Origin of the sequence: Pantoea sp. JK (assembly GCF_026130245.1) — a bacterium.
Taxonomy (GTDB): domain Bacteria; phylum Pseudomonadota; class Gammaproteobacteria; order Enterobacterales; family Enterobacteriaceae; genus Pantoea; species Pantoea trifolii.
In genome coordinates this window covers 867800-889460 of sequence record NZ_JAINFN010000001.1, presented here as the reverse complement: position 1 = coordinate 889460, position 21661 = coordinate 867800, and the positions used below count along the sequence as shown (strand labels likewise).

At 57.4% G+C, this 21661-nt stretch carries 20 protein-coding genes; 15 read left to right on the top strand and 5 right to left on the bottom strand.

Translation table 11 applies throughout. The features are described 5' to 3' along the window. Positions 1-21: 21 nt before the first annotated feature. Positions 22-1731, bottom strand: coding sequence for a D-lactate dehydrogenase (dld, locus tag PanJK_RS04260; protein WP_265297322.1), 1710 nt, complete (start codon positions 1729-1731; stop codon positions 22-24). Positions 1732-1885: 154 nt separating this feature from the next. On the opposite strand from dld, the gene bglX reads away from it, so the two are divergent. Both bglX and PanJK_RS04250 read left to right on the top strand, forming a co-directional pair. Further along, on the top strand, positions 1886-4183 hold the full coding sequence (bglX, locus tag PanJK_RS04255; RefSeq protein WP_265297320.1) for a beta-glucosidase BglX: 2298 nt from the start codon (positions 1886-1888) through the stop codon (positions 4181-4183). 145 nt (positions 4184-4328) lie between these two features. Continuing rightward, positions 4329-5192 carry an oxygenase MpaB family protein gene (locus tag PanJK_RS04250; RefSeq protein WP_265297317.1) on the top strand — a complete coding sequence of 288 codons (864 nt, stop codon included), beginning with the start codon at positions 4329-4331 and terminating at the stop codon, positions 5190-5192. Between the two features lie 3 nt (positions 5193-5195). Here the strand turns inward: PanJK_RS04250 and PanJK_RS04245 are convergent, their stop codons facing one another. Continuing rightward, positions 5196-5489: a hypothetical protein gene (locus PanJK_RS04245; protein ID WP_008102643.1), complete on the bottom strand. Its 294-nt coding sequence runs from the start codon at positions 5487-5489 to the stop codon at positions 5196-5198. 225 nt (positions 5490-5714) lie between these two features. On the opposite strand from PanJK_RS04245, the gene PanJK_RS04240 reads away from it, so the two are divergent. From PanJK_RS04240 to idi, 3 genes are all read left to right on the top strand, one after another. Continuing rightward, a complete protein-coding gene (locus PanJK_RS04240; protein WP_265297315.1) occupies positions 5715-6827 on the top strand; it encodes a suppressor of fused domain protein in 1113 nt (370 codons plus the stop codon). A 152-nt stretch (positions 6828-6979) separates the two neighbouring features. Continuing rightward, entirely contained in the window at positions 6980-8875 is a 1896-nt protein-coding gene (locus tag PanJK_RS04235; protein ID WP_265297314.1) for a methyl-accepting chemotaxis protein, read from the top strand. Positions 8876-9159: 284 nt separating this feature from the next. Continuing rightward, positions 9160-9693: an isopentenyl-diphosphate Delta-isomerase gene (gene idi / locus PanJK_RS04230; RefSeq protein WP_265297312.1), complete on the top strand. Its 534-nt coding sequence runs from the start codon at positions 9160-9162 to the stop codon at positions 9691-9693. 31 nt (positions 9694-9724) lie between these two features. Here idi and PanJK_RS04225 read toward each other — a convergent pair whose 3' ends face one another. Next, complete coding sequence (locus PanJK_RS04225; protein ID WP_265297311.1) at positions 9725-10231, bottom strand: DapH/DapD/GlmU-related protein; 507 nt, start codon at positions 10229-10231, stop codon at positions 9725-9727. A gap of 318 nt (positions 10232-10549) precedes the next feature. Here PanJK_RS04225 and PanJK_RS04220 point away from each other — a divergent pair, with 318 nt between their 5' ends. From PanJK_RS04220 to PanJK_RS04205, 4 genes are read left to right on the top strand one after another with little or no spacing between them, the layout of a single operon-like run. After that, positions 10550-11458 carry an ABC transporter substrate-binding protein gene (locus PanJK_RS04220; RefSeq protein ID WP_265297309.1) on the top strand — a complete coding sequence of 303 codons (909 nt, stop codon included), beginning with the start codon at positions 10550-10552 and terminating at the stop codon, positions 11456-11458. A 3-nt stretch (positions 11459-11461) separates the two neighbouring features. Next, positions 11462-12628: an ABC transporter permease gene (locus PanJK_RS04215; RefSeq protein WP_265297307.1), complete on the top strand. Its 1167-nt coding sequence runs from the start codon at positions 11462-11464 to the stop codon at positions 12626-12628. Continuing rightward, on the top strand, positions 12621-13556 hold the full coding sequence (locus PanJK_RS04210; protein WP_256695993.1) for an ABC transporter ATP-binding protein: 936 nt from the start codon (positions 12621-12623) through the stop codon (positions 13554-13556). Before PanJK_RS04215 ends, PanJK_RS04210 begins: the two co-directional genes overlap by 8 nt. Further along, positions 13556-14287: an ABC transporter permease gene (locus PanJK_RS04205; protein ID WP_265297305.1), complete on the top strand. Its 732-nt coding sequence runs from the start codon at positions 13556-13558 to the stop codon at positions 14285-14287. Before PanJK_RS04210 ends, PanJK_RS04205 begins: the two co-directional genes overlap by 1 nt. Before the next feature lie 170 nt (positions 14288-14457). On the opposite strand, the gene PanJK_RS04200 is transcribed toward PanJK_RS04205, so the two are convergent. Next, positions 14458-15192: a MerR family transcriptional regulator gene (locus PanJK_RS04200; protein ID WP_256698384.1), complete on the bottom strand. Its 735-nt coding sequence runs from the start codon at positions 15190-15192 to the stop codon at positions 14458-14460. A gap of 151 nt (positions 15193-15343) precedes the next feature. Between PanJK_RS04200 and PanJK_RS04195 the strand changes: the two genes are divergently transcribed. Next, positions 15344-15907: a helix-turn-helix domain-containing protein gene (locus PanJK_RS04195; RefSeq protein WP_265297303.1), complete on the top strand. Its 564-nt coding sequence runs from the start codon at positions 15344-15346 to the stop codon at positions 15905-15907. Beyond that, entirely contained in the window at positions 15904-16422 is a 519-nt protein-coding gene (locus PanJK_RS04190; RefSeq protein WP_265297301.1) for a GNAT family N-acetyltransferase, read from the top strand. Before PanJK_RS04195 ends, PanJK_RS04190 begins: the two co-directional genes overlap by 4 nt. A gap of 166 nt (positions 16423-16588) precedes the next feature. Here PanJK_RS04190 and PanJK_RS04185 read toward each other — a convergent pair whose 3' ends face one another. Then, positions 16589-17560, bottom strand: coding sequence for a LysR family transcriptional regulator (locus PanJK_RS04185; RefSeq protein WP_265297298.1), 972 nt, complete (start codon positions 17558-17560; stop codon positions 16589-16591). 157 nt (positions 17561-17717) lie between these two features. Here PanJK_RS04185 and argH point away from each other — a divergent pair, with 157 nt between their 5' ends. The 4 genes from argH to PanJK_RS04165 are packed head-to-tail and all read left to right on the top strand — an operon-like array spanning position 17718 to position 21650. Continuing rightward, positions 17718-19145: an argininosuccinate lyase gene (argH, locus tag PanJK_RS04180; protein WP_265297296.1), complete on the top strand. Its 1428-nt coding sequence runs from the start codon at positions 17718-17720 to the stop codon at positions 19143-19145. 10 nt (positions 19146-19155) lie between these two features. Then, complete coding sequence (locus tag PanJK_RS04175) at positions 19156-20034, top strand: amino acid ABC transporter permease (protein ID WP_176970961.1); 879 nt, start codon at positions 19156-19158, stop codon at positions 20032-20034. Positions 20035-20047: 13 nt separating this feature from the next. After that, positions 20048-20812, top strand: coding sequence for an amino acid ABC transporter ATP-binding protein (locus PanJK_RS04170; protein WP_008102604.1), 765 nt, complete (start codon positions 20048-20050; stop codon positions 20810-20812). A gap of 16 nt (positions 20813-20828) precedes the next feature. Then, complete coding sequence (locus PanJK_RS04165; RefSeq protein ID WP_008102602.1) at positions 20829-21650, top strand: ABC transporter substrate-binding protein; 822 nt, start codon at positions 20829-20831, stop codon at positions 21648-21650. Positions 21651-21661: the final 11 nt, after the last annotated feature.

The window sequence follows — 21661 nt, the reverse complement described above, 5'->3', positions numbered from 1 at the left end:
CTTTACCATAACCTCTCGGTCTCAAACCTTCACCGCCCAACCCTTCTGCTTACTGGTTTTACCAATCCCCGGATTAAAACTGTTGGTAGGATCCAGCTGCTGATAAAACGCCTTCAGCTGCGGTTTCGCCTGATACAGATGGCCGACGTTATGTTCGGCCGGGTATTCTGCACCGCGCGCGGCTAATATCGCCAGCATCTTCTCTTTCAGCGCGTGCGCATCCACGCCTTTTTTCACGATGTAATCCTGATGGAACACGTGGCAGAAGAAGTGGCCGTAATAGAGACGATGACTTACATCCTTATCGAACTCGGCTGGCAGACGCTCAAACCACTCTTCATCATTACGACGCAGCGCGATATCCAGCGCCAGAATGTCTTCCACTTCATCGGCATGCACCGCGTGATAACGCACCGCAGCACCAGCGGCAGCAAAGCGATGCAGGAACGCGTGCGCGCCCTCTTTGGCGTCGCAGGCGAAAAACGCGCCGCCGCCTTCGCGGAAATATTCGGTCAGATAGGCCTGCGCTTCGGCCACGCCGTCGCCAGACATCTTCAGCATCAGGTGATGCTCATATTTATCGCGATACTGTTTAAGGCGCTTAGGCAGATGCGCCGGTAGCCAGCCGCTGACGCGCTGTAATAAACGATCGCTGAGATGCGGTTTCACCCAGCTCAGCTTGCTAAGCCAGGCATCGACGCGGCCTTTGAGGGTGAAAAACAGCGGCATTTTATCGGTGCCGAGTTTATCGATCATCACGAAAGTATCTTTGCCGTACACCTCGGCGATGTCGAAAATGTCGCGGTGCATATATTCGCCCGCTACCGGCAGATGGGTAAACTCCGCCAGAATATGGCGACGAATATCGCCCAGCTCCGCTGGATTGTTGGTGCCGATATAGAACACCTGCTGCTGCGGTTCAGTGGGGAAGGTATCCAGACGCACGGCAAACACCGCCAGCTTCCCGGCGCAGCCGGAGGCTTCAAACAGGCGGCGCTCATCGGCGTTGAAGCGCGCTGGCGTCTGCGCATTAATATCGCGCACGCGCTCGGCGTAGTCGTGATCCGAGGCGTGACGTTCATCCCAGCGCACATCACTCTGCTGCCAGCGATCGTCATCCAGCCGCCCCAACATCTCTTCCGGCGAATGGCCAAGATCGATGCCGAGATGGTTCACCAGCTTGAGTTTGCCGCTGGCATCGATCTGCGCAAACAGCGCCATTTCGCTGTAGGCCGGACCGCGTTTGATCAGCGATCCGCCCGAGTTATTGCAAATGCCGCCCATCACCGAGGCGCCAATGCAGGAGGAACCGATTACCGAATGCGGTTCGCGTCCAAGCGGCTTCAGCGCCTTTTCCAGCTGATACAGCGTGCTGCCGGGGAAGGCGAGGATCTGTTTGCCGCTGTCGATCAGCTGCAATTTATCCAGACGCAGGGTGCTGATGATCACTACCGGACGATCGTAATCGTTGCCGTTTGGCGTGGAACCTTCGGTCAGGCCGGTGTTGGCGGCTTGCATCAAGATGATCGCATCGGCGCTCACCAGCGCCTGCAACGCACGCCACAGCTCAAGCAGCGAACCGGGAAAAATCACCGCCAGCGCCTCGCCTTCGCCTGAGCGAAAACCTTTGCGGTAGCGCGCAGTTCGTTCCGCGTCGGTTAACAGGTTCGACGATCCGACCAGACGACGCAGTTCGGCGAGCAGAGTAGGGTGCGAAGTGTTGTTATTCATTGGCCTATCCTTGTCTTTAACATGGCGCATTTACTGTAGCACGCGTCAGCGACAGGGTCGCGGTGTGACATGGCGGCTACCTGCTATCCTCATCTTGTGGCAAACTGCCCCGGTTATTTCGATATTGCGCAGTCACTTAAGAGAACCCGACCTGATGAAATGGATTTACTCTGTTAGCCTCGCTGTCTCCTTAGCCATTCAGCCCGCTTTCGCGGACGACTTGTTTGGCCCACATCCGATGACTGAACAGGCGCGCGACGCCTTTGTGAATCAGCTGCTCAGCAAAATGACCCTTGATGAAAAAATCGGGCAGATGCGTTTGATCAGCGTAGGACCGGATACGCCAAAATCGGCGGTTCGCGACATGATTCAGCATGGTCAGGTCGGGGCAATTTTTAACACCGTGACGCGTCAGGATATTCGCGCCATGCAGGATCAGGTGATGCAGCTCAGCCGCCTGAAAATTCCGCTGTTCTTCGCCTATGATGTGGTGCACGGTCAGCGCACCATCTTCCCGATTCCACTCGGCCTGGCGGCGAGCTGGGATCTGGATGCCATCGCCGAGGTGGGACGCGTCTCTGCTTATGAAGCCGCAGATGATGGCCTGAATATGACGTGGGCTCCGATGGTTGATGTGTCACGCGAACCCCGTTGGGGGCGCGGCTCAGAAGGCTTCGGCGAAGACACCTTCCTCAGCGCGCAAATGGGCAGCAGCATGGTGAAAGCCATGCAGGGCAAAAGCGCGGCGGATCGCTTCTCGATCATGACCAGCGTGAAGCACTTCGCGGCCTACGGCGCAGTGGAAGGCGGACGAGATTACAACACCGTCGACATGAGCCCGCAGCGCCTGTTCCAGGATTATCTGCCGCCGTACAAAGCATCACTGGATGCCGGCAGCGGTGGCGTAATGGTGGCGCTCAACTCGCTGAATGGCACGCCAGCCACGGCAGACAGTTGGCTGCTGAAAGATATCCTGCGCGGCGACTGGAAGTTCAAAGGCATCACCATTAGCGATCACGGTGCGATTAAAGAACTGATTAAACACGGTGTGGCCAGCGATCCGCAGGATGCGGTGCGCATTGCGATGAAATCAGGCATCGACATGAGCATGAGCGACGAATATTACAGCAAATACCTGCCGGGCCTGGTGAAGAGCGGCGCGGTGAGCATGGCGGAAGTGGATGATGCCGCGCGCCATGTGCTGAACGTCAAATATGACATGGGCCTGTTTAACGATCCTTACAGCCATTTAGGACCGAAGGAGAGCGATCCGCAGGACACCAATGCCGAAAGCCGTTTGCACCGCGCCGAAGCGCGTGATGTAGCGCGCAAAAGCATTGTGTTGTTGAAAAACTGGCGTGAAACGCTGCCGCTGAAAAAAGACGCCACCATTGCGTTGGTGGGACCGTTAGCGGATAGCCAGCGCGATATCATGGGCAGCTGGTCGGCCGCTGGCGTGGCGAAACAATCGATCCCGCTGCTGCAAGGCATGCGCAATGCGATGGCGGGCAAAGGCACGGTGCTGTACGCCAAAGGCGCTAACATCAGCGACAATAAAGGCATTCAGGACTTCCTCAATCTGTATGAGCAAGCGGTAAGCGTGGATAAGCGCTCGCCGCAGGAGCTGATTGATGAAGCGGTAGCACAGGCGAAAAAAGCCGATGTGGTGGTGGCCGCCGTCGGTGAAGCGCAAGGCATGGCGCACGAAGCCTCTAGCCGCAGCGATCTCGTTATTCCACCTGGCCAACAGAAGCTGCTGGCGGCGCTGAAAGCCACCGGTAAACCGCTGGTGATCGTGCTGATGAATGGCCGTCCGCTGACGGTGGTGAATGAAGATAAGCAAGCCGATGCGATGCTGGAAACCTGGTTCAGCGGCACCGAAGGCGGCAACGCGATCGCTGATGTGCTGTTTGGCGATTACAACCCGTCAGGCAAATTGCCGGTCTCCTTCCCGCGTTCCGTGGGCCAGATTCCGATTTACTACAACCATCTGCCAACCGGTCGTCCGTACAACTTTGCTAAGCCGAACAAGTACACTTCGCATTACTACGATGCGGTGAACGGTCCGCTTTATCCGTTTGGTTACGGTCTGAGCTACACCACCTTCAGCGTATCGCCGGTGAAGATGTCGTCACGCACCATGCCGCGTAACGGTTCGGTGGAGGCGTCAGTGACCGTCACCAACAGCGGTAAACGCGATGGCGCGACCGTGGTGCAGCTCTATCTTAACGATCCGGTGGCCAGCATTAGCCGTCCGGTGCAGGAGCTGCGCGGCTTCCAGCGCATCATGCTGAAAGCCGGTGAATCACAGACTGTGAAGTTTAAAATCGACGTTGATGCGCTGAAATTCTGGAACCAGAAGATGCAGCACATCGCCGAGCCGGGCAAAATCAACGTAATGATTGGACTGGATTCGGTGCGCACTCAGGATGCGCAGTTTGATTATCTGTAATCGCTGATGCCCCTCACCCTAACCCTCTCCCGCACGCGGGAGAGGGAACCGATGGGTGCGGAATTCAATCCCGTCGCGATCCTCTCCCTCTCCCGCTTGCGGGAGAGGGCCGGGGTGAGGGCATTAACCGCACAAGCACAAACCCATGAACATCCGCGAACGCATCCAACAGCAAGTCTTCCGCCTTAACGGCCTGTCACTCAACGAATTCGACATCTCGCAACCGCCTGGCGATCCCGGCTTATTTGGCCCGGACCACGTTATCTGGCGCGTCCACGGCGACTTCACCTCCATGCTGTGCGGCGGCATCAGCGCCTTGATGCTGCAAATGCTGCATCCGGCGGCGCTGGCGGGCGTATGGGATCACTCCAATTTCCGTCAGGACATGATGGGCCGCCTGCGCCGCACCAGCCAGTTTATTGCCGTCACCACCTTCGGTAATACCGCCGATGCCCATATCCTGATCGACCGCGTCAAACGTATTCACCTGCGTGTCACCGGTGTTGATAACGCGGGCAAGCCGTATGCCGCCAGCGATCCGCATCTGCTCACCTGGGTGCACGTCGCGGAAACCAGCCGTTTTCTGGCGGCGCATCTGCGCTATAAGAATCCGCAGCTCAGCCTCGCCGATCAGGATCGCTATTATCAGGAAGCGGCATTCGTTGCCGAAGCGCTAGGTGCGCAGCGGGTGCCGAAAAGCGTGCAGGCGGTTGAGGCGTATCTTCAGATGATGCGGCCTGAGTTGATCTGCGATGCGCGCACGCTGGAGGTGATGCAGTTATTGATTAACGCGCCCGCGCCCAGCTGGCAGGCAAAACCGGCCATGCGCGTGATGCTGAAAGCAGGGATGGGATTGTTGCCGGACTGGGCACAACAGCAGATCCAGCAGCCGGTTGCGCCGCTGACGCAGTGGCGCGTGGATCGGGAAATGGCGGTGATCGCCGCACTGCTGCGCTGGTCGATTCAGCGCGGCGCTTATAGCCGTGCGATGCAGCGCATGGGCCGCTGAAGGTTACAGATGCAGCTCATCCTGCTTGTTCGTGTAGGTGCGCGGCGTGCGCGCTTGACGTTTTAGCGCCAGCTGACGTTGCTGATAATGGTGCAGCAACATGCCGAGCCCGAGGCCAATCAGCGCCAGCGGCAGCAGGCTGTAATAGATATCAATCGGTAATAACACCAGCAATGCCACGCCACTTAATAACAAGGTCAGCGACGACATCACCCATGTATAGCGGATAAACAGCCACACCAACATCACGAAAATAACCACATCCCGCAGGTTCAGATCGAGGTTTTGCAGCACCATGATGGCAGCTCCAAAGAGGCGAATGTGCAAACAATATCACGCGAAATGGTAAATGAATCGCAAATTAATCTGAAGCTTGTCAGCCAGTTAAGCGGCGATTTATAAGCCGCTCTCATCTATTTCCCACCGCACTTTGAGAGTTTTACCCTTGTGTCACATGGCACGAGTGCCGATCCTGCTCTATTCTCGGGGAAAATGGATTCCTCCAGGTAATATCGAGGCGTTATGACCCACCAACCTCTGATTGCTGAGGTGCCGAATCAGCAACACACACTAACCGCGATCGTCGAGCAGGATGCGCGTACGGCCTATTTTTATATCTGGCCGAATGACCTGTTTCGCAGCCGATACGCGGTGCGCGGCTGCTGGCTGCGTAACCTGCTGCCTGCCCCCGCGCAGGAAGATCGTGAAGCGATGGAGCAGGGCATCGCGCCGCTGCTGAGTGCCGAATATTGCCGCACGCTGGAGGCCGAGCCGATGCTCGATCCGGCGGGATTACAGGTGCTGTGGGAGCCCAGCGACGACGGCGCCGCGCTGTGGTATTACGGCCAATTGCTGGCGGTGATCCCCGGCTGGAGCCTGTATCAGGATAAGCAGGTGAGTTTTTCTGCTGCCTGCATCAAAGAGAATCGCCTGACCGCGCCGCTGGGATCGGCCTCCACCAACGAATACTACGCGCGCGCTGAACAGCAGCGTCACTTTTGGCGCGACTGGCACGACGGCCATTTGTGGGATGTGGTGCAGCGCGAGCTGATGCAGTGTTATCAGGCGCAGTTTGGCGAGTCGGTAAAATATTACTCCATCGATCAGGGCAACTGGCCGCCGATGGCGATTTCGCAGCACTTGCATAACGGCGTTTGGTACTTCCTCACCCTGGGCATGGGAATCCGCCCGATGCCGCAGGTGGATCATCTGTTTGACGAGCTGGCCCCGCAGTATCGCCGCGTCGAGCTGGCGATGGCGGTAGACGGTGAAGTGATGACTGAAGCCAATGCGGTGCAGATGGCGAGCGCGCTGGCGGAGTTTGCCCATCTGCCGTGGGCGCGTCTGACCTGGATTGGCGAAGGGCATACGCTGGCGTCGGAAGTGGCACCGGTGGGCTTTGAAAGCTTCCTGCTGGCGAATGATTTAGCGCCGGAAGCGGCGCAGTTCCGCCTGCCGAAACGCGATGGTGATCGCGTAAATCTGCTGTGGTCCACGCCGATTACCGAGGCCGAACGCCAGTTCGCCCAGGCTGACGATCGTGGTGGACAGCAGCTGCTGCAACGTTTGCTGGCGGACGGTAATAATCATGTGTTTCGGCCACGGCAGGAAGTGGTGGAAACCCCCGCACCGTAAATCAGGTCGGCACCAATGCCGACCCTACGATTTTAAATTATCACCCAAATCAACTATTTCATTGCTTTGTGATCGCGCTCACCTCAAGTTCCCCATTAACACGCCGTTAACCTCGATCAGGCAACTCGCCAACCAGGGTAAGGGCACACATAATGTTCAAAACAACACAATCCCGTTTCACCGCGACGCTTGTCGCCTTTTTTGCCGCTCTGATGCTGGTTACCGTATTGGTAATCAATCAGTTCATCGCGCCGCAACTCTCCGAAAATGAAAGTCGTCTGGTGCGTTACGAAGTGGACGGCCTGGCCGGACGCATTGTCGAGCAGATGAACCGCGTACAGGCGCAACAGCGCGCCATTACCGAAGCCGCAGGCGTGATGGACAGCGCAGCCATCGATACCTTACTGCCTGCCTTGGTTAACCAATATCAGGACAGCAATGTGTTCGGCGGCGGCATCTGGCCGTTACCAAACCGTCGCGATCCCGCCAAAGAGAAAAACAGCTCATTCTTTGCGCGCAACACCAGCAACCAGCTGCAGGTCAACACCTACTGGAACTCGGACGCCGCCGACAAATACTGGGAGCAATCCTGGTATAAAGATGGTTTAGCCGCGCCCAAAGGCCAGTGCGCCTGGGCGAAAGCCTATCAGGATGCCGCCAGCCCGCAGCCGCGTACCAATTGCGCAATGGCAATCTATCGCGATGGCACCGCGTGGGGCGTGGCAACCATTGACGTGACGCTCGGCTTCTTCAACCAGCTGGCAAAACAGATGGGTGAGGCGATTCAGGGCCGCGTACTGATCGTTGAAGCTGATGGCAAAGTGGTGGGTAACGCCGCGCTGGTGGATGGCGCGCCGAAGCTGGAAAACCTCGCGGATACCCAGCTGCCGATGGCGTCCGCGCTGAAAGGTCTGTTGGCGCAGGCGGGCAGTCAGCCCGCGCAAACCACCTTTGCAGGTGAAGATGGCGAACACACGCTGTTCGTACAGGCGATTGCTGGCAGCCCGTGGTATCTGGCCAGCGATGTGCCGTCGAGCTTGCTGGATGCACAAACCCACAGCATGTTGACGCGTCTTGGTCTGGTGCAGATTCCGCTGGCGGTGATCCTGCTGCTGGTGCTGCTGGGCTTCGTGCGAGCCATGATGAAACGTCTCGCCGTGCTGAACAGCAATATCGAAGCCTTATCGACCGGCGGCGCCGATTTGACGCAGCGTCTGCCTGCCAGCAACAGCCCGGAATTCAACGCCGTGGCGCAGAGCTTCAACCAGTTCATCGCCTATCTGCAAGGCCTGATGCGTCAGGTGGGCGACAGCGCGCTGGCGATCACGGCGGCTTCGCGAGAAATCGCCAGCGGCAACGCCGATCTCTCGGCACGTACCGAATCGCAAGCCAGTTCGATTGTTGAAACGGCGGCGTCGATGGAAGAGCTGACCGGCACGGTGCGGCAGAACGCCGACAACGCCACGCATGCGAACCAGCTGGCGGACGGCGCGTCGCAGGTTGCTGCACGCGGCACCGAAGTGGTGCGTCAGGTTGTCACCACCATGGGCGCGATCAATCACTCATCGCGTAAAGTGGTCGATATCATCAGCGTCATTGATAGCATTGCCTTCCAGACCAACATCCTGGCGCTGAACGCCGCGGTCGAAGCGGCGCGCGCCGGTGAACAGGGTCGCGGTTTTGCCGTGGTAGCATCGGAAGTGCGTAACCTGGCACAGCGCTCGGCTAACTCGGCGCGTGAAATCAAAAAGCTGATTGAGGAGTCGGTGGCGAATATCGATACCGGCAGCCAGCTGGTGGAGCAGGCCGGGCAAACCATGGATGAGCTGATGCAGGGCGTGAGCAGCGTGACCACGCTGATGAGCGAAATCATGTCGGCCAGCCGCGAGCAGAGCATGGGCATCGATCAGGTGAACGTGGCGATTACTCAGCTGGATGGCAGTACGCAGCAGAACGCCGCGCTGGTCGAGCAGGTTTCCGCCGCCGCGCAGTCGATGCAGCAGCAAAGCGTGCAACTGGAGCAGGTGGTGCAGAGCTTTAAGTTGTAAGTTTTGTGAAATCGGTCGCCATAAATGGCGACCCTACAAAATCTCCCGGCCGTTGAAAAATTGCGGCCGGCACAACTCTCCCGTAAGGTCGCCATTTATGGCGACCTTTTCATCCTCCGCACACATCTCCTCCGTTAACGCCATTCCCCACCTTTTTATGCTGAATTGTCCGCAGGCTGCTACGCTTTAGTGTGCCCACGTTAACGCACGGAATGTGCGCTATTTCCTCCATCAACACGTTGGAGGTTGTGTACAATAGCTGCGAATTTTCCGAAGGAGTTGTCATGCCCGCCATTGAAGTTATTCTCGTTGACCACCTCGATCGCCCTATCGGCAAAATGGAAAAGCTGGAAGTGCATGAAAAAGGATTGCTGCATCGCGCGGTGACGGTTTACGTGTTCAATTCGCGCCATGAAGTGCTGTTACAACGCCGTGCCAGCACGAAATATCACTGTGGTGGATTGTGGAGTAACACCTGCTGCAGTCATCCCTATCCGCAGGAATCGACGCGCGACGCCGCTGAGCGCCGTTTGCGTGAAGAGATGGGCATGAATCTGGCGTTAACGCCGGTGTTTGAGCTGAGCTACAACCTGCCGCTGAGTAACGGCTTAACCGAGCATGAGTATGGTCACGTGTTCTTCGCCATCAGCGATGAGCAGCCGGTCCTCAACCCGGAAGAGGCCGATGCGTGGTGCTATCGCTCGATTGCACAAATTCAGCAGGAAATGCAGGAGAATCCGGCGCAGTTCACGCCGTGGTTTTTGCACACCTTCCCGCGCATCCCTCATACGCTTGGTGAGTTTCGCCTGACGGCATAGAAGCATGGACATTGCTTTGTGGGGGCGACGTTCATAAGTTCCGTTTAAAGATAGCCGGTGCGCCGGCGAAGAGGGCGTTCTCTGGCACATTCGCTGTAACAACGCTATTTGCTGCGATAACGCTATTATCTCCGATTGTTACGCCGGGTAAGACCACGACGCCGGCCCCTAACCACACATTTTTTCCGAGAGTTATCGGGGCTGTAATCAATTGATAGCTTCTTTGAGCTGGGCCACATGGATGGCTTGCTGTCGATAGCGTCACGTTCGGCCCTATCAATGAATTATCCCCAATCGTTATTGCCGAATTATCGAGAAAAACGCAGCCGGCATTAATGTATACGTGGCAGCCAATCGCTATATTGCCAAATTCATAAAAGAAAGGCGTTGTAACGATGCTTTCATCCCCAATTTTTACCCCAGATTTGGCCAAAAGGCGATTGTGTCGTTTACGGGATAAATTTCTGCTGTTGATAAGATTTCGGGCTACGGGAACCTCAACATATTTTACGAAGTGAGACAGGAAATACATCAGCATATTTTTTAATCTTCCATAATTTTGGCTCAACGATACAAATCGCAAGCATTTAATTCAATCCCTTTCTTTCTACCAATTTGAAAATTTCTTTGCAATAAATGCTGCAAGGCATAAAAAGTTTTTATTACACTCTTTGACACTCCTCATTTCACAGTGAAATTTTTTACATTCCTTTTGGCTATATGAGCTGCGTTTTGGTTATAGCCAATACGATATTGATAGCAAAAAAAGCACGAAGTAAGCCGCTTGACCGCGCCCATCCCGATTCGCCAGGCTACGCTTGATAGTCACACAATGAAAACAAATGAGGGAAGCGAGATGATAAAGCAGGGTTTATTGGGAATGATTGCATTGGCAATGAGCGTGGGTGCAGCGCATGCGGCGGATCCGGTCAAAGTCGGTTCCAAGATTGATACCGAAGGCTCGCTTCTCGGCAACATTATTCTGCAGGTGCTGGACAAACACGGGGTAAAGACCGTCAACAAAATCCAGCTCGGTACCACGCAAGTGGTGCGCGGTGCGATCACCGCCGGCGAGCTGGATATCTACCCGGAATATACCGGCAACGGCGCCTTCTTCTTCAACGATGAGAAAGACACGGCATGGAAAAACGCCCAGCAGGGCTACGAGAAAGTGAAAAAACTCGACGCCGAGAAAAATCATCTGGTGTGGCTGACACCCGCGCCAGCTAACAACACCTGGACGATTGCGGTGCGCGGTGACGTAGCGCAGAAGAACAACCTCAACTCGCTGGACGATCTCAGCGCCTACCTGAAAAAAGGTGGCACCTTCAAGCTGGCTGCCTCGGCGGAATTCATCGAACGCAGCGATGCCTTACCGGCGTTTGAAAAAGCCTACAACTTCAAACTCGAGCAGGCGCAGCTGCTGTCGCTGGCCGGTGGCGACACCGCCGTGACCATCAAAGCGGCGGCGCAGCAAACCTCTGGCGTGAACGCGGCAATGGCGTACGGCACCGACGGTCCGGTGGCGGCGCTGGGCCTGCAAACGCTGAGCGATCCGAAAGGCGTGCAGCCGATTTACGCCCCTGCGCCGGTGATCCGCGAAAGCGTGCTCAAGCAATATCCGGACATCGGCAACTGGCTGCAGCCGGTCTTCAGCAAGCTGGATGAGAAAACCCTGCAGCAGCTGAATGCACAGATTGCGGTGGATGGTCAGGATGCCAGCCAGGTCGCGAAACAGTGGTTACAGACCAATAAGTTGCTGTAAGCAGTGTCATCGTTGTTACTCAGACCGCGCCAGCAGCCGGTGCTGCTGGTGTTAATCACGCTTATCACGCTGGCGCTGTTTGCCTTGCCGCTACTGAGCTATGCCGCCAATCGGCTGGTCTCTGGCCAACCGCTGACCTTCTGGCAGGTGACCAACAGCGCACTGCTGTTGATTCCGCTGCTGTGGCTTTGGCAGAGCTTGTGGTGGTCGCCGCGCCGCATTCACGCGATAACGGTGCTGCTGGCGGCGGAGTTGCTGCTGGCCTTGCTCATCTGGCTCGCCGGACAGCAAGCCAGCGAACTGGCGAACAGCGGCAGCCCGCTGGCACGCACCGCGTTTGGTAGCGGCTTGTGGTGCGCGGCGGCGCTGGCGCTGCTGCTGGCGGCGGAAGCGGTTCGGCAAATCACGCGCAGTACGCCGTGGCGCATTGTGCTCAATCTGCAAATCTGGCTGTTGCCGCTGGCGCTGTTACTCAGCGGTCATCTCGATCGTCTCTCGCTTATGAAAGAGTACGCCAACCGCACGACGGTGTTTGATGTGGCCTTCACGCAGCATTTGTGGCTGCTGGGCGGCACGCTCCTGCCGACGGTAATCATCGGTTTGCCGCTCGGCCTGGCGATTGCGCGCCGTCCGCGCTGGCAAAATGCTGCGTTTAGCCTGCTCAATCTGATCCAAACCGTGCCGTCGGTGGCGCTGTTCGGCTTGCTGATTGCGCCGCTGGCGGGATTGGTGGCGCATTTTCCGCTGCTGGCGCGTTGGGGCATCAGCGGCATCGGCATCGCACCGGCTTTGATTGCGCTGGTGCTCTACGCGCTGCTGCCGCTGGTGCGCAGCGTGGTGGCCGGTTTGCAGCAGGTGCCGCAGGAAGTGCGTGAAACCGCGCGCGGCATGGGCATGAGCGCGTGGCAACAGTTCTGGCACGCCGAGTTGCCGCTGGCGCTGCCGGTGTGGCTCTCCGGGCTGCGTGTGGTGGTGGTGCAAACCGTTGGCCTGGCGGTGGTCGCAGCGCTGATTGGGGCAGGCGGATTCGGCGCCATTGTTTTTCAGGGATTGCTGAGCAGCGCGCTGGATCTGGTGCTGCTGGGTGTGATTCCGGTGGTGGCGCTGGCGGTGATTTTTGATGCACTGCTGCGTTTACTGTCGGCACTGCTGGAGAGACGTCATGATTGAATTTCACCAGGTGAGCAAAGTGTTCGCCGGGAAAGAGGCGATACGTAACCTGTCGCTGAAGATTGAGAAGGGCAGTTTTACCGTGCTGATCGGCACGTCGGGTTCCGGCAAATCGACCACGCTGAAGATGATCAATCGGCTGGTCGAGCACGACAGCGGCGAAATTCGCTTCGCCGGAGAAGCCATCGAAAACATGGATGCGCGCGCGCTGCGTCGCCGCATCGGTTACGCCATTCAGTCGATTGGTCTGTTTCCACACTGGAACGTGGCGAAGAACATCAGCACCGTGCCGTCGCTGCTCGGCTGGCCGCAGGCAAAAATCAACCAACGCGTTGAAGAGCTGCTGGCGCTGCTCAATCTTGATAGCCATCTGGCGACGCGCATGCCGCATCAGCTGTCGGGCGGACAGCAGCAGCGCGTCGGCGTGGCGCGTGCGCTGGCGGCGGATCCTGAATTGCTGCTGATGGATGAACCTTTTGGCGCGCTTGATCCGGTCAACCGTCTGGCGCTGCAACACGAAATGTTGCGCATTCAGAAAATGTCGGGTCGCACCGTGGTGCTGGTGACGCATGACATCGACGAAGCGCTGACGCTGGCCGATCAACTGGTGCTGATGGACGGCGGCGAAATCGTGCAGCAGGGCAGGCCGATCGATCTGCTGACGCAGCCGGTGAATGATTTTGCCCGCGAGTTCTTTGGCCGCAGTGAACTCGGCGTGCGTTTGCTGGCGCTGGGGCGTGCGGGCAGCGCGGCGCGACGCGGTGAATGGCTCGATGCCGAACCGATTGCCGCATCGCTGACGCTGCGTGAAGCGCTGTCGCAGTTTATTGCGCGCCGCACCGACAAATTGCCGGTGATCGATCAGCATCAGCAACCGCTCGGCGTGCTGCACTTCAGCGATCTGCTGCGCCAGCGGGAGGCGAGCTGATGCGGCTGCTGCGCGATCCGCTTTACTGGCTGCTGGCGGCCTTTCTGTTGCTGCTGTGGGGTTTGCCGCACAGCGGTCCGCTGTTTGCCCATTGGTTTCCGCAGCTGGAGCGCCCGCTCTATCTGCAGGAGAGTTTCTGGCGGCTGGCGCTGGCGCATCTGGCGTTGGTGGTCAGCGGCAGCCTGCTGGCGTTGCTGGTCGGCGTCGGCTGTGCGGTGTTTGCTACGCGTCACGCCGGGCGCGCCTTTCGTCCGCTGCTGGAAACCGTGGCGGCGGCCGGGCAAACCTTTCCGCCGGTTGCGGTGTTAGCAATTGCGGTGCCGGTGATGGGATTTGGCGCGACGCCCGCGGTGATGGCACTGTTTCTCTACGGCTTGCTGCCGATTTTGCAGGGCACGCTGGCGGGCTTAGATAGCGTACCAGCCAGCAATCGCGAAATCGCGGTCGGCCTCGGCATGGGGCCGTGGAAACGCTTGTGGCAGATTGAACTGGCGCTGGCAGCACCGGTGATTATGGCGGGCGTGCGAACCTCGGTGATGATCAATATCGGCACGGCAACCATTGCTTCCACGGTGGGCGCGGAGAGTCTGGGATCGCCGGTGATTATCGGTTTGAGCGGCTTTAACACCGCCTATGTGATTCAGGGCGCGCTGCTGGTGGCGCTGTTGGCGTTGATCTGCGATCGCCTGTTAGAGCGCGTGCAGCGTAAACTTAGTGGGTATGCACAATGAGGCTGTAGCCGACCAGCATCATACCGCCCATGCCGCCAAGCGCCATAATGGCAAACAGGGAACCGATAAGGAGTTTATTCCAGTTCATGAGGAGACCTGAGAAAAGAAATTTAGGGCGGCATGATAACGCGCACACCACGCCAGGCAAAGGCCGTGTGTGCGATTTTTACTTATGCGGGATCGTGCAGGTGAATGGCAAAACCTTGTGCCTGCCAGTGTTCAAACTGCTCGACCTGGCGACGCGTTGGCTTTTTGCCGGTCCAGATAAACAGATTTTGTCCGGGGAATAACTCAGGGCGCGGCATGTCCAGCGGCTCCGCCAACACATCCATGCGCCAGCCTTGCTGCGACAAACGCCAGGCTTCCAGCCAGATGCGGGTACGATCTTCCACCGCCCAACCCAGCATCAAGGCATCTTTACCGGCTTTTTTACGTCCACAGGCCAGACAAAACGCCACATAATCAATCAGCGCGCCATCAAGCAGACTGCACATGGTACGCGCGGTGTTCTGATCTAAACCGAGACGCTGGCGAACCGGCACAAATACGTGATCGATTAACGCATCCACCGGATGTTCCCGGCCAATAGTGGCAATTTTAACGCGCAATTTCGCCGGCCGAACGTGGCGCAGTACGCTCATCAACTCTTCCTGCAGCGCCGACCAACCGTCATCCACATTGACGGTGGCGCCTTCCAGCAACGCTTTCACTTTGCCAACGGGCACGCCACTCTCTATCCAGCGTTTTATCTCTTCGATACGCTGAACATCTTCATCATCAAACTGCCGATGACCACCTTCGGTACGCTGGGGTTTTAACAGACCGTAACGTCGCTGCCAGGCGCGAAGCGTTACCGGGTTGATTCCACAGCGTTCGGCCACATCCCCGATACTGTATAAGGCCATAAAGTCCTCAAAAATACTGACCTGCATAACAACACCTTAACCCTCAGGCTTGGGTTGTACAACGATTTTTTAGTTGTACAACTTGACCGTGTTGAGGATTCGTAGTGTTATCTCATATGTGAGATTTATTTCCCATAAATGAGAGGTAAGGATGTCTGCTTCGGATACCGACGATCGACTGGCGGCACGACTGGCCGAATTACGCGTACAACGCGGTTGGTCATTAGATGATTTGGCGATGGTGACCGGCATCAGTCGGGCGTCATTGTCGCGCATTGAACGCGCTGAAACGAGCCCAACAGCCGCTTTGCTTAACCGCCTTTGCGTGGCCTACGGATTGACCATGTCGCGCCTGCTCAGCGAGGTGGAAGAGGAAGCCGCGCTGCTGCTGAAAGCGGAGCAACAGCCGGTGTGGCGCGACGACGCCAGCGGGTTCCTGCGCCGCAACGTATCGCCGCCCGGCAGCCACTTTAAAGCGGAAGTGGTGGAAGGCGTACTGCGTCCCGGCGCGCGCATTGATTACGACGCGCCGCCGATTCAGGGGCTGGAGCAACATATCTGGCTGCAATCGGGCGAGCTGACCATCAGCATGGACGATCAACACTGGACGCTGCAGGCGGGCGACTGTCTGCGCTTCCATCTTACCGGCAAATCCGCGTTTGCCGCTCATGCCGAAGCCGGCGCGCGCTACATTTTGGTGGTATGCAAACCATGATTGACATCGAACGTCTCAGCGCCACCCAGGCGCAACCGCTGCTGGCGGCTTTGTGCGATGTGCTGCAGGGCTGCGTCGCCGACGGCGCCAGCGTGGGCTTTATTGATGCCGACGATCGCGCGGCCATTGCGCGCTTCTGGCAGGACAAAATTTACAGCCTGGCGAGCGGCGACAACCAGCTGCTGGTGGCGTATCAGCAGGGCGTGATTGTGGCGACGGTGATGGTCGGTTTCAGCGCGATGCCGAATGGTCGCCATCGGGCGGAGATCAGCAAGCTGCTGGTGCATCCGCGCGCCAGACGGCAGGGCATTGCGCGCCGCCTGATGCAGCAGGCCGAACAACTGGCGGCAGCGCAGGGCAAAACTTTGCTGGTGCTGGACACGCGCAGCGGCGACGTGGCGACGGATTTATATTTGTCGATGGATTGGCAGATTGCGGGGTCGATTCCCATGTATGCCGAGTCAACAGAAGGTGTGCTGGATGCGACCACGGTGATGTTTAAGGTTTTGGGGTGATTATGATTGTGCCTGCTGTCCCCCTCCTCGGTCCTCCCCCATAAATGGGGGAGGAAGATGCTGCCACATGTCAGTGTTGAAGCTGCATGTGGCAGCGTCTCCTTCCCCCGCTTGCGGGGGAAGGCCGGGATGGGGGACAGCGAGCACAATCTTAAAACGCACCAAATCAGTGCGCCGCCTCCGCCTCTGCCACGCCCAGCGCATGCATAAAAAGCCGGATAATCGGGTTTATTTTGCGGCCTTTCTTCATCATCAAACAAAACGGGTTTTCACGGCGAATCGAATCATCGCCCAACTCACACAGCTGACCACGCGCAATAAACGCGGCGGCATAATGTTCCGGTAAATAACCAATAAAATGGCCGGTTAAAATCAGCATGGCGACAGATTCAACCTGAACCGCCTGCACGCCGCTGTCCTGCAACGGAATGATGCGACGATCGTCGCGCGGCGTCACATATAAATGATTAATAATTTTCTGCTCACGTAATATGTCCGTCGATATATTTTTATCGCACGATCCAGAATATAAAGGATGTGACATGGAGCAATATAATTTTGAATATTCCTTATAAAGCGGGAAGTAATCAAAATCACTTTTCATTTCATAAACTGGTGCAATACCACAATGAAAACGGCCTTCACTGATGCCGCGCTCAATATCATCTAACTGTGAGGTTTGCAGTCGAATTTGTACCTTTGGCGCTTTCTGGTGCAGCTGTTGCACCGCCGCGGTGACCGGCGATTGCGGATCGGAAATGGTGTTATCCACCACGCAAATCGCAATGTCGCCCAGCAGTTCATTGCGGCTGTTGTGTAAGCGCTCGCGAAACAGATTCAGCGAGACGAACAGCTCCAGCGTGGCCTGATACACGTTGATGCCGTATTGCGTCAGCTCAAAACCTTCGCGTCCGCGGCTGCATAATGTCATGCCGAGACGAATTTCCAGATCGGAAACCTGTTTACTGATCGCCGCCAGACCAATATTCAATTCGTGACTGGCAGCGGTTAATCCGCCGGCTTCTACTACGCATTTAAATACCCGCAGTAATTTTAAATCGATATTACTCAGTGCCAGAACCGCATTATCGCTGCGATTATTTGCATTGTTTCCGGACTGGGAAACTTTACTTTCCATTTTTGCTATTCAACTCCGGAATAATTGCGGTGAAAGTACAGTGAACCTGAAATAGGCCCTGTTTACCAGTGTAGCCATAAAATAAGCTTTCATTATCTCAACTGGCTCATCCATATCTTTTTCATATCGCTGATGATTATCTGTAAGGGGAAATAGCATGTCTGATAATGCCGAACTGTTATGGGGCGCGCGTTTTAAAGCGGCACCGGCGGCGAGTTTAACCGCGCTGTCTCGTAGCCCGGATTATTACTTTGCATTGGCACCTTACGATTTGGCGGGCTGCCGGGCGCATGCCCGAGAACTGGCGCGCGGCGAGCTGCTGAGTGCCGAAGAGCTCAGCACCATGCTGGCGGCCATTGACGCGTTAGATGCCGATTATCGCGCCGGTCAGCTGCATCCGATTGCCGCCGACGAAGATGTGCACACCTTTATCGAACGCGCGCTGACCGAGCGTTTAGGTGCGCTGGGCGGCAAGCTGCGCGCCGGCCGTTCGCGCAACGATCAAACCGTTAACGACCTGCGTCTCTATCTGCGCGACAACGGCCGCAAGGTGGTCAGCGCCTTGCTGGCCCTGCAGCAGGCGCTGGTCGAGCAGGCGGCGCAGCACACCGAAAGCGTCGCGCCCGGTTTCACACATTTGCAGCAGGCGCAGCCGATTGTTTTTGGTCATCAACTTTTGGCTCACGCGCAATCCTTTGCCCGCGATATTGAACGTATGCAGGATTGGGATCGCCGCAGCGCGCGCTGTCCGCTCGGTGCCGCGGCCATGGCCGGTTCCGCCATTGCGCGCCAGCCGGAGCACGCCGCCGCCGATCTTTCCTATCTCGCGCCGTGCGAAAACTCCATCGATGCCGTGGCCAGCCGCGACTACGCCGCTGAATTCCTGTTTGTCACCAGCATGATCGGCATCAACCTGTCACGCCTGTGCGAAGAGGTGTGCATGTGGGCATCCCGCCAGTTCCGCTGGGTTGAGCTGCACGACAGCTACGCCACCGGCAGTTCCATCATGCCGCAGAAGAAAAACCCGGACATCGCCGAACTGACGCGTGGCCGCTCTGGCCGCCTGGTCGGCAACCTGATGGCGCTGCTCACCACCATGAAAGCGATGCCGCTCTCCTACAACCGCGATCTCAGCGACGACAAACGCAACGTGATCGATGCAGTGGATACGTTGCTGCTGGTGCTGCCAGCGATGGCGGGCATGATGTCGACGCTGAAATTCAACACCGACGTGATGCGTGAGCAGGCGCCGGACGGCTTCACGCTGGCGACCGAAGTGGCCGACTGGTTGGCGATGCGCGGTGTGCCGTTCCGCGAAGCGCATGAGATCACCGGCCAGCTGGTGCAGCTGTGCGAGCGCGAAAACTGCGGTCTGTCCGATCTCAGCGATGCGCAGCTGCACGCGGTGGATGCCCGCTTAACGCCGGAGGTGCGCAGCGCCCTGACGCTGGAAGCCGCGCTGGCGGCCCGCAGCGGCTACGGCGGTACCGCACCGGCACGCGTGCGTGAGCAGTTGGCACGTCTGCAAACCCTGATGCAGGACCAGCAGCGCTGGACCGAAGATTACGCTGGCCCACGCGCCTGAGGAGAGCTTTATGTCGCAATCAACGCCGATTGAGCCGAGTTTGAACAACAGCCGCGAGCAGACGCATTACGATCTCGATCGTTATCAGGTGGTGCCGCGCCGTTATTACGGCCGCATTACCGCGTCGGCGGTGATTCTGGTGCTGCTGGCGCTGCTGGTGAACGCCTTTGCCCACGGCAATATCGAATGGTCGTTTGTTGGCCAGTTCTTTACCGCCCAGGCGATTCTCAATGGCGTGGTCAACACGCTGATCATGTCGGTGCTGGCGATGGGGCTTGGCGTGCTGTTTGGCGTTATCACCGCCATCATGTACATGTCGCCGAATCCGGTGCTGCACTACATCGCCGTGGGCTACGCGTGGATTTTTCGCGGCACGCCGCTGATTTTGCAGCTGCTGCTGTGGTTCAACCTCGCGCTGGTGTTTCCCACCATCAGCATTCCCGGTGTGTTCAGCGTGCAAACCGTCACCATCATGACGCCGTTCCTCGCCGCGCTGCTCGGTTTGAGCATCAATCAGGGCGCGTACACCTCGGAAGTGGTGCGTGCGGGCTTGCTGTCGGTGGATACCGGGCAATACGAAGCGGCGAAAGCCATCGGCATGCCGCGTCTGCAGGCGCTGCATCGCATCATTCTGCCGCAGGCGATGCGCGTGATTCTGCCGCCGGTCGGCAACGAATTTATCAGCATGATCAAAACCACCAGTCTCGCCAGCATGATTCAGTACTCCGAACTGCTCTACAACACGCAAACCATCTACTTCGCCAACGCGCGCGTCATGGAACTGCTGTTCGTGGCAGGCATTTGGTACCTGATTGTGGTCACGGTGTTGTCGTTTGGACAGAGCCGACTGGAACGTTATTTCTCACGCGGCCATCGTCAGCGTCAGTAATCAGGAGCCCAACATGAGAAACATCGTGCGCGCCGTCAAGGTGAACAAATATTTCGACCAGTTCCACGCCCTGAAGGATGTCAGCCTCGAAGTGAACTACGGCGAGGTGATGTGCATCCTCGGTCCCTCCGGTTCCGGCAAAAGCACCTTTTTGCGCTGCATCAACCAGCTTGAGAAGGTTGATAAAGGCGGGATTTGGGTCGACAACGAGCTGGCGGGCTATCGCATCGCCGGGAACAAACTGCATGCGCTGAGCGACAAGCAGATTGCGCGTCAGCGCCTGCAAACCGGCATGGTGTTCCAGCGCTTTAACCTGTTCCCACACAAAACCGCGCTGGAGAACATCATCGAAGGGCCGTGTCGCGTGCTGCTGCGTCCAAGACGTGAAGCCAGCGAAGAAGCCATGGCGCTGCTCGATCGCGTCGGTCTGGCGCACAAAGCGCACGACTATCCGCAGTCGCTCTCCGGCGGCCAGCAGCAGCGCGTGGCGATTGCCCGCGCGTTAGCAATGAAACCCAAACTGATGCTGTTTGACGAACCCACCTCGGCGCTGGATCCGGAGATGGTGGGCGAAGTGCTGGCGGTGATGCGTCAGCTGGCAAAAGAGGGCACCACCATGCTGGTGGTCACCCACGAAATGGGCTTTGCCCGTGAGGTGGCCAATCAGGTGGTGTTTATGGACGAGGGACGCATTATCGAGCAGGGCGCACCGGAAGACATTCTGCTGAACCCGCAAAATCCACGGATGAAAAACTTTATTAACGCGATTCTTCTTTAACATTACCGGGGTGAATATGAAAAAGCTGTTATTGAGTGCCATCAGTGCCGCCGTATTGCTGCAATCCTCTGCCTGGGCAGATATCGCGGTTCCTGCTGCGATCAAAGAGAAAGGGCTGACCGTGGCGATCATGCCGAACTACCCGCCGATGGATTTTAAAGATCCGGCCACTAACCAGCTGACCGGCGTGGATTACGATCTCGGCCAGGCGATTGGTGAAAAGCTCGGCGTGAAGATCAACTGGCAGGAGATCGCCTTCGAGCAGATGGTGAACGCGGTGGTGACCAAGCGCGTTGATCTGGTGATGTCCGGCATGACGGACACCAAAGAGCGTCAGCAGGTGGTTAACTTTATCGACTACTTCAAAACCGGCCCGCAGTTCTATACCCAATCCGCGCGCAGCGATATCAACAGCGCAATGGATCTGTGCGGCAAGAAAGTCGGCACCAGCCGTCGCACCACCTTCCCGCTAGAGATTGCCAACTGGTCAAAAGCGCACTGTGAAGCGGCCGGTAAGCCGGCGATCATCGTGGTAGGCGCCGAAGGCACCGCCGATGCGCGTACTCAGCTGCGTCAGAACCGTCTGGATGGCGTGGTACAGGGCAGTGAAACGCTGCCGTACATCATGGATCTGGAAAAGGGCAAATATAAGGCGCTGGATAAAGCCTTCTCCTTCCAGTACACCGGCATGGCGATTGGTAAAGATGCGGGCGAGCTGACCACGGCGATTCAGGCGGCGATCGACGCGATGATTGCCGATGGCTCTTACCAGAAAATCCTCGGCAAATGGGGTCTGGCAGACAACGGCGTGGCGAAGGCGACCGTTAACCAGGGCTAAGGAGCGCGCAG

Excerpts from the sequence above, each read along its gene's own strand:
- dld (WP_265297322.1), bottom strand. The coding sequence starts at position 1,731 with ATGAATAACAACACTTCGCACCCTACTCTGCTCGCCGAACTGCGTCGT.
- bglX (WP_265297320.1), top strand. The coding sequence starts at position 1,886 with ATGAAATGGATTTACTCTGTTAGCCTCGCTGTCTCCTTAGCCATTCAG.
- PanJK_RS04250 (WP_265297317.1), top strand. The coding sequence starts at position 4,329 with ATGAACATCCGCGAACGCATCCAACAGCAAGTCTTCCGCCTTAACGGC.
- PanJK_RS04245 (WP_008102643.1), bottom strand. The coding sequence starts at position 5,489 with ATGGTGCTGCAAAACCTCGATCTGAACCTGCGGGATGTGGTTATTTTC.
- PanJK_RS04240 (WP_265297315.1), top strand. The coding sequence starts at position 5,715 with ATGACCCACCAACCTCTGATTGCTGAGGTGCCGAATCAGCAACACACA.
- PanJK_RS04235 (WP_265297314.1), top strand. The coding sequence starts at position 6,980 with ATGTTCAAAACAACACAATCCCGTTTCACCGCGACGCTTGTCGCCTTT.
- idi (WP_265297312.1), top strand. The coding sequence starts at position 9,160 with ATGCCCGCCATTGAAGTTATTCTCGTTGACCACCTCGATCGCCCTATC.
- PanJK_RS04225 (WP_265297311.1), bottom strand. The coding sequence starts at position 10,231 with ATGCTGATGTATTTCCTGTCTCACTTCGTAAAATATGTTGAGGTTCCC.
- PanJK_RS04220 (WP_265297309.1), top strand. The coding sequence starts at position 10,550 with ATGATAAAGCAGGGTTTATTGGGAATGATTGCATTGGCAATGAGCGTG.
- PanJK_RS04210 (WP_256695993.1), top strand. The coding sequence starts at position 12,621 with ATGATTGAATTTCACCAGGTGAGCAAAGTGTTCGCCGGGAAAGAGGCG.
- PanJK_RS04205 (WP_265297305.1), top strand. The coding sequence starts at position 13,556 with ATGCGGCTGCTGCGCGATCCGCTTTACTGGCTGCTGGCGGCCTTTCTG.
- PanJK_RS04200 (WP_256698384.1), bottom strand. The coding sequence starts at position 15,192 with ATGGCCTTATACAGTATCGGGGATGTGGCCGAACGCTGTGGAATCAAC.
- PanJK_RS04195 (WP_265297303.1), top strand. The coding sequence starts at position 15,344 with ATGTCTGCTTCGGATACCGACGATCGACTGGCGGCACGACTGGCCGAA.
- PanJK_RS04190 (WP_265297301.1), top strand. The coding sequence starts at position 15,904 with ATGATTGACATCGAACGTCTCAGCGCCACCCAGGCGCAACCGCTGCTG.
- PanJK_RS04185 (WP_265297298.1), bottom strand. The coding sequence starts at position 17,560 with ATGGAAAGTAAAGTTTCCCAGTCCGGAAACAATGCAAATAATCGCAGC.
- argH (WP_265297296.1), top strand. The coding sequence starts at position 17,718 with ATGTCTGATAATGCCGAACTGTTATGGGGCGCGCGTTTTAAAGCGGCA.
- PanJK_RS04175 (WP_176970961.1), top strand. The coding sequence starts at position 19,156 with ATGTCGCAATCAACGCCGATTGAGCCGAGTTTGAACAACAGCCGCGAG.
- PanJK_RS04170 (WP_008102604.1), top strand. The coding sequence starts at position 20,048 with ATGAGAAACATCGTGCGCGCCGTCAAGGTGAACAAATATTTCGACCAG.
- PanJK_RS04165 (WP_008102602.1), top strand. The coding sequence starts at position 20,829 with ATGAAAAAGCTGTTATTGAGTGCCATCAGTGCCGCCGTATTGCTGCAA.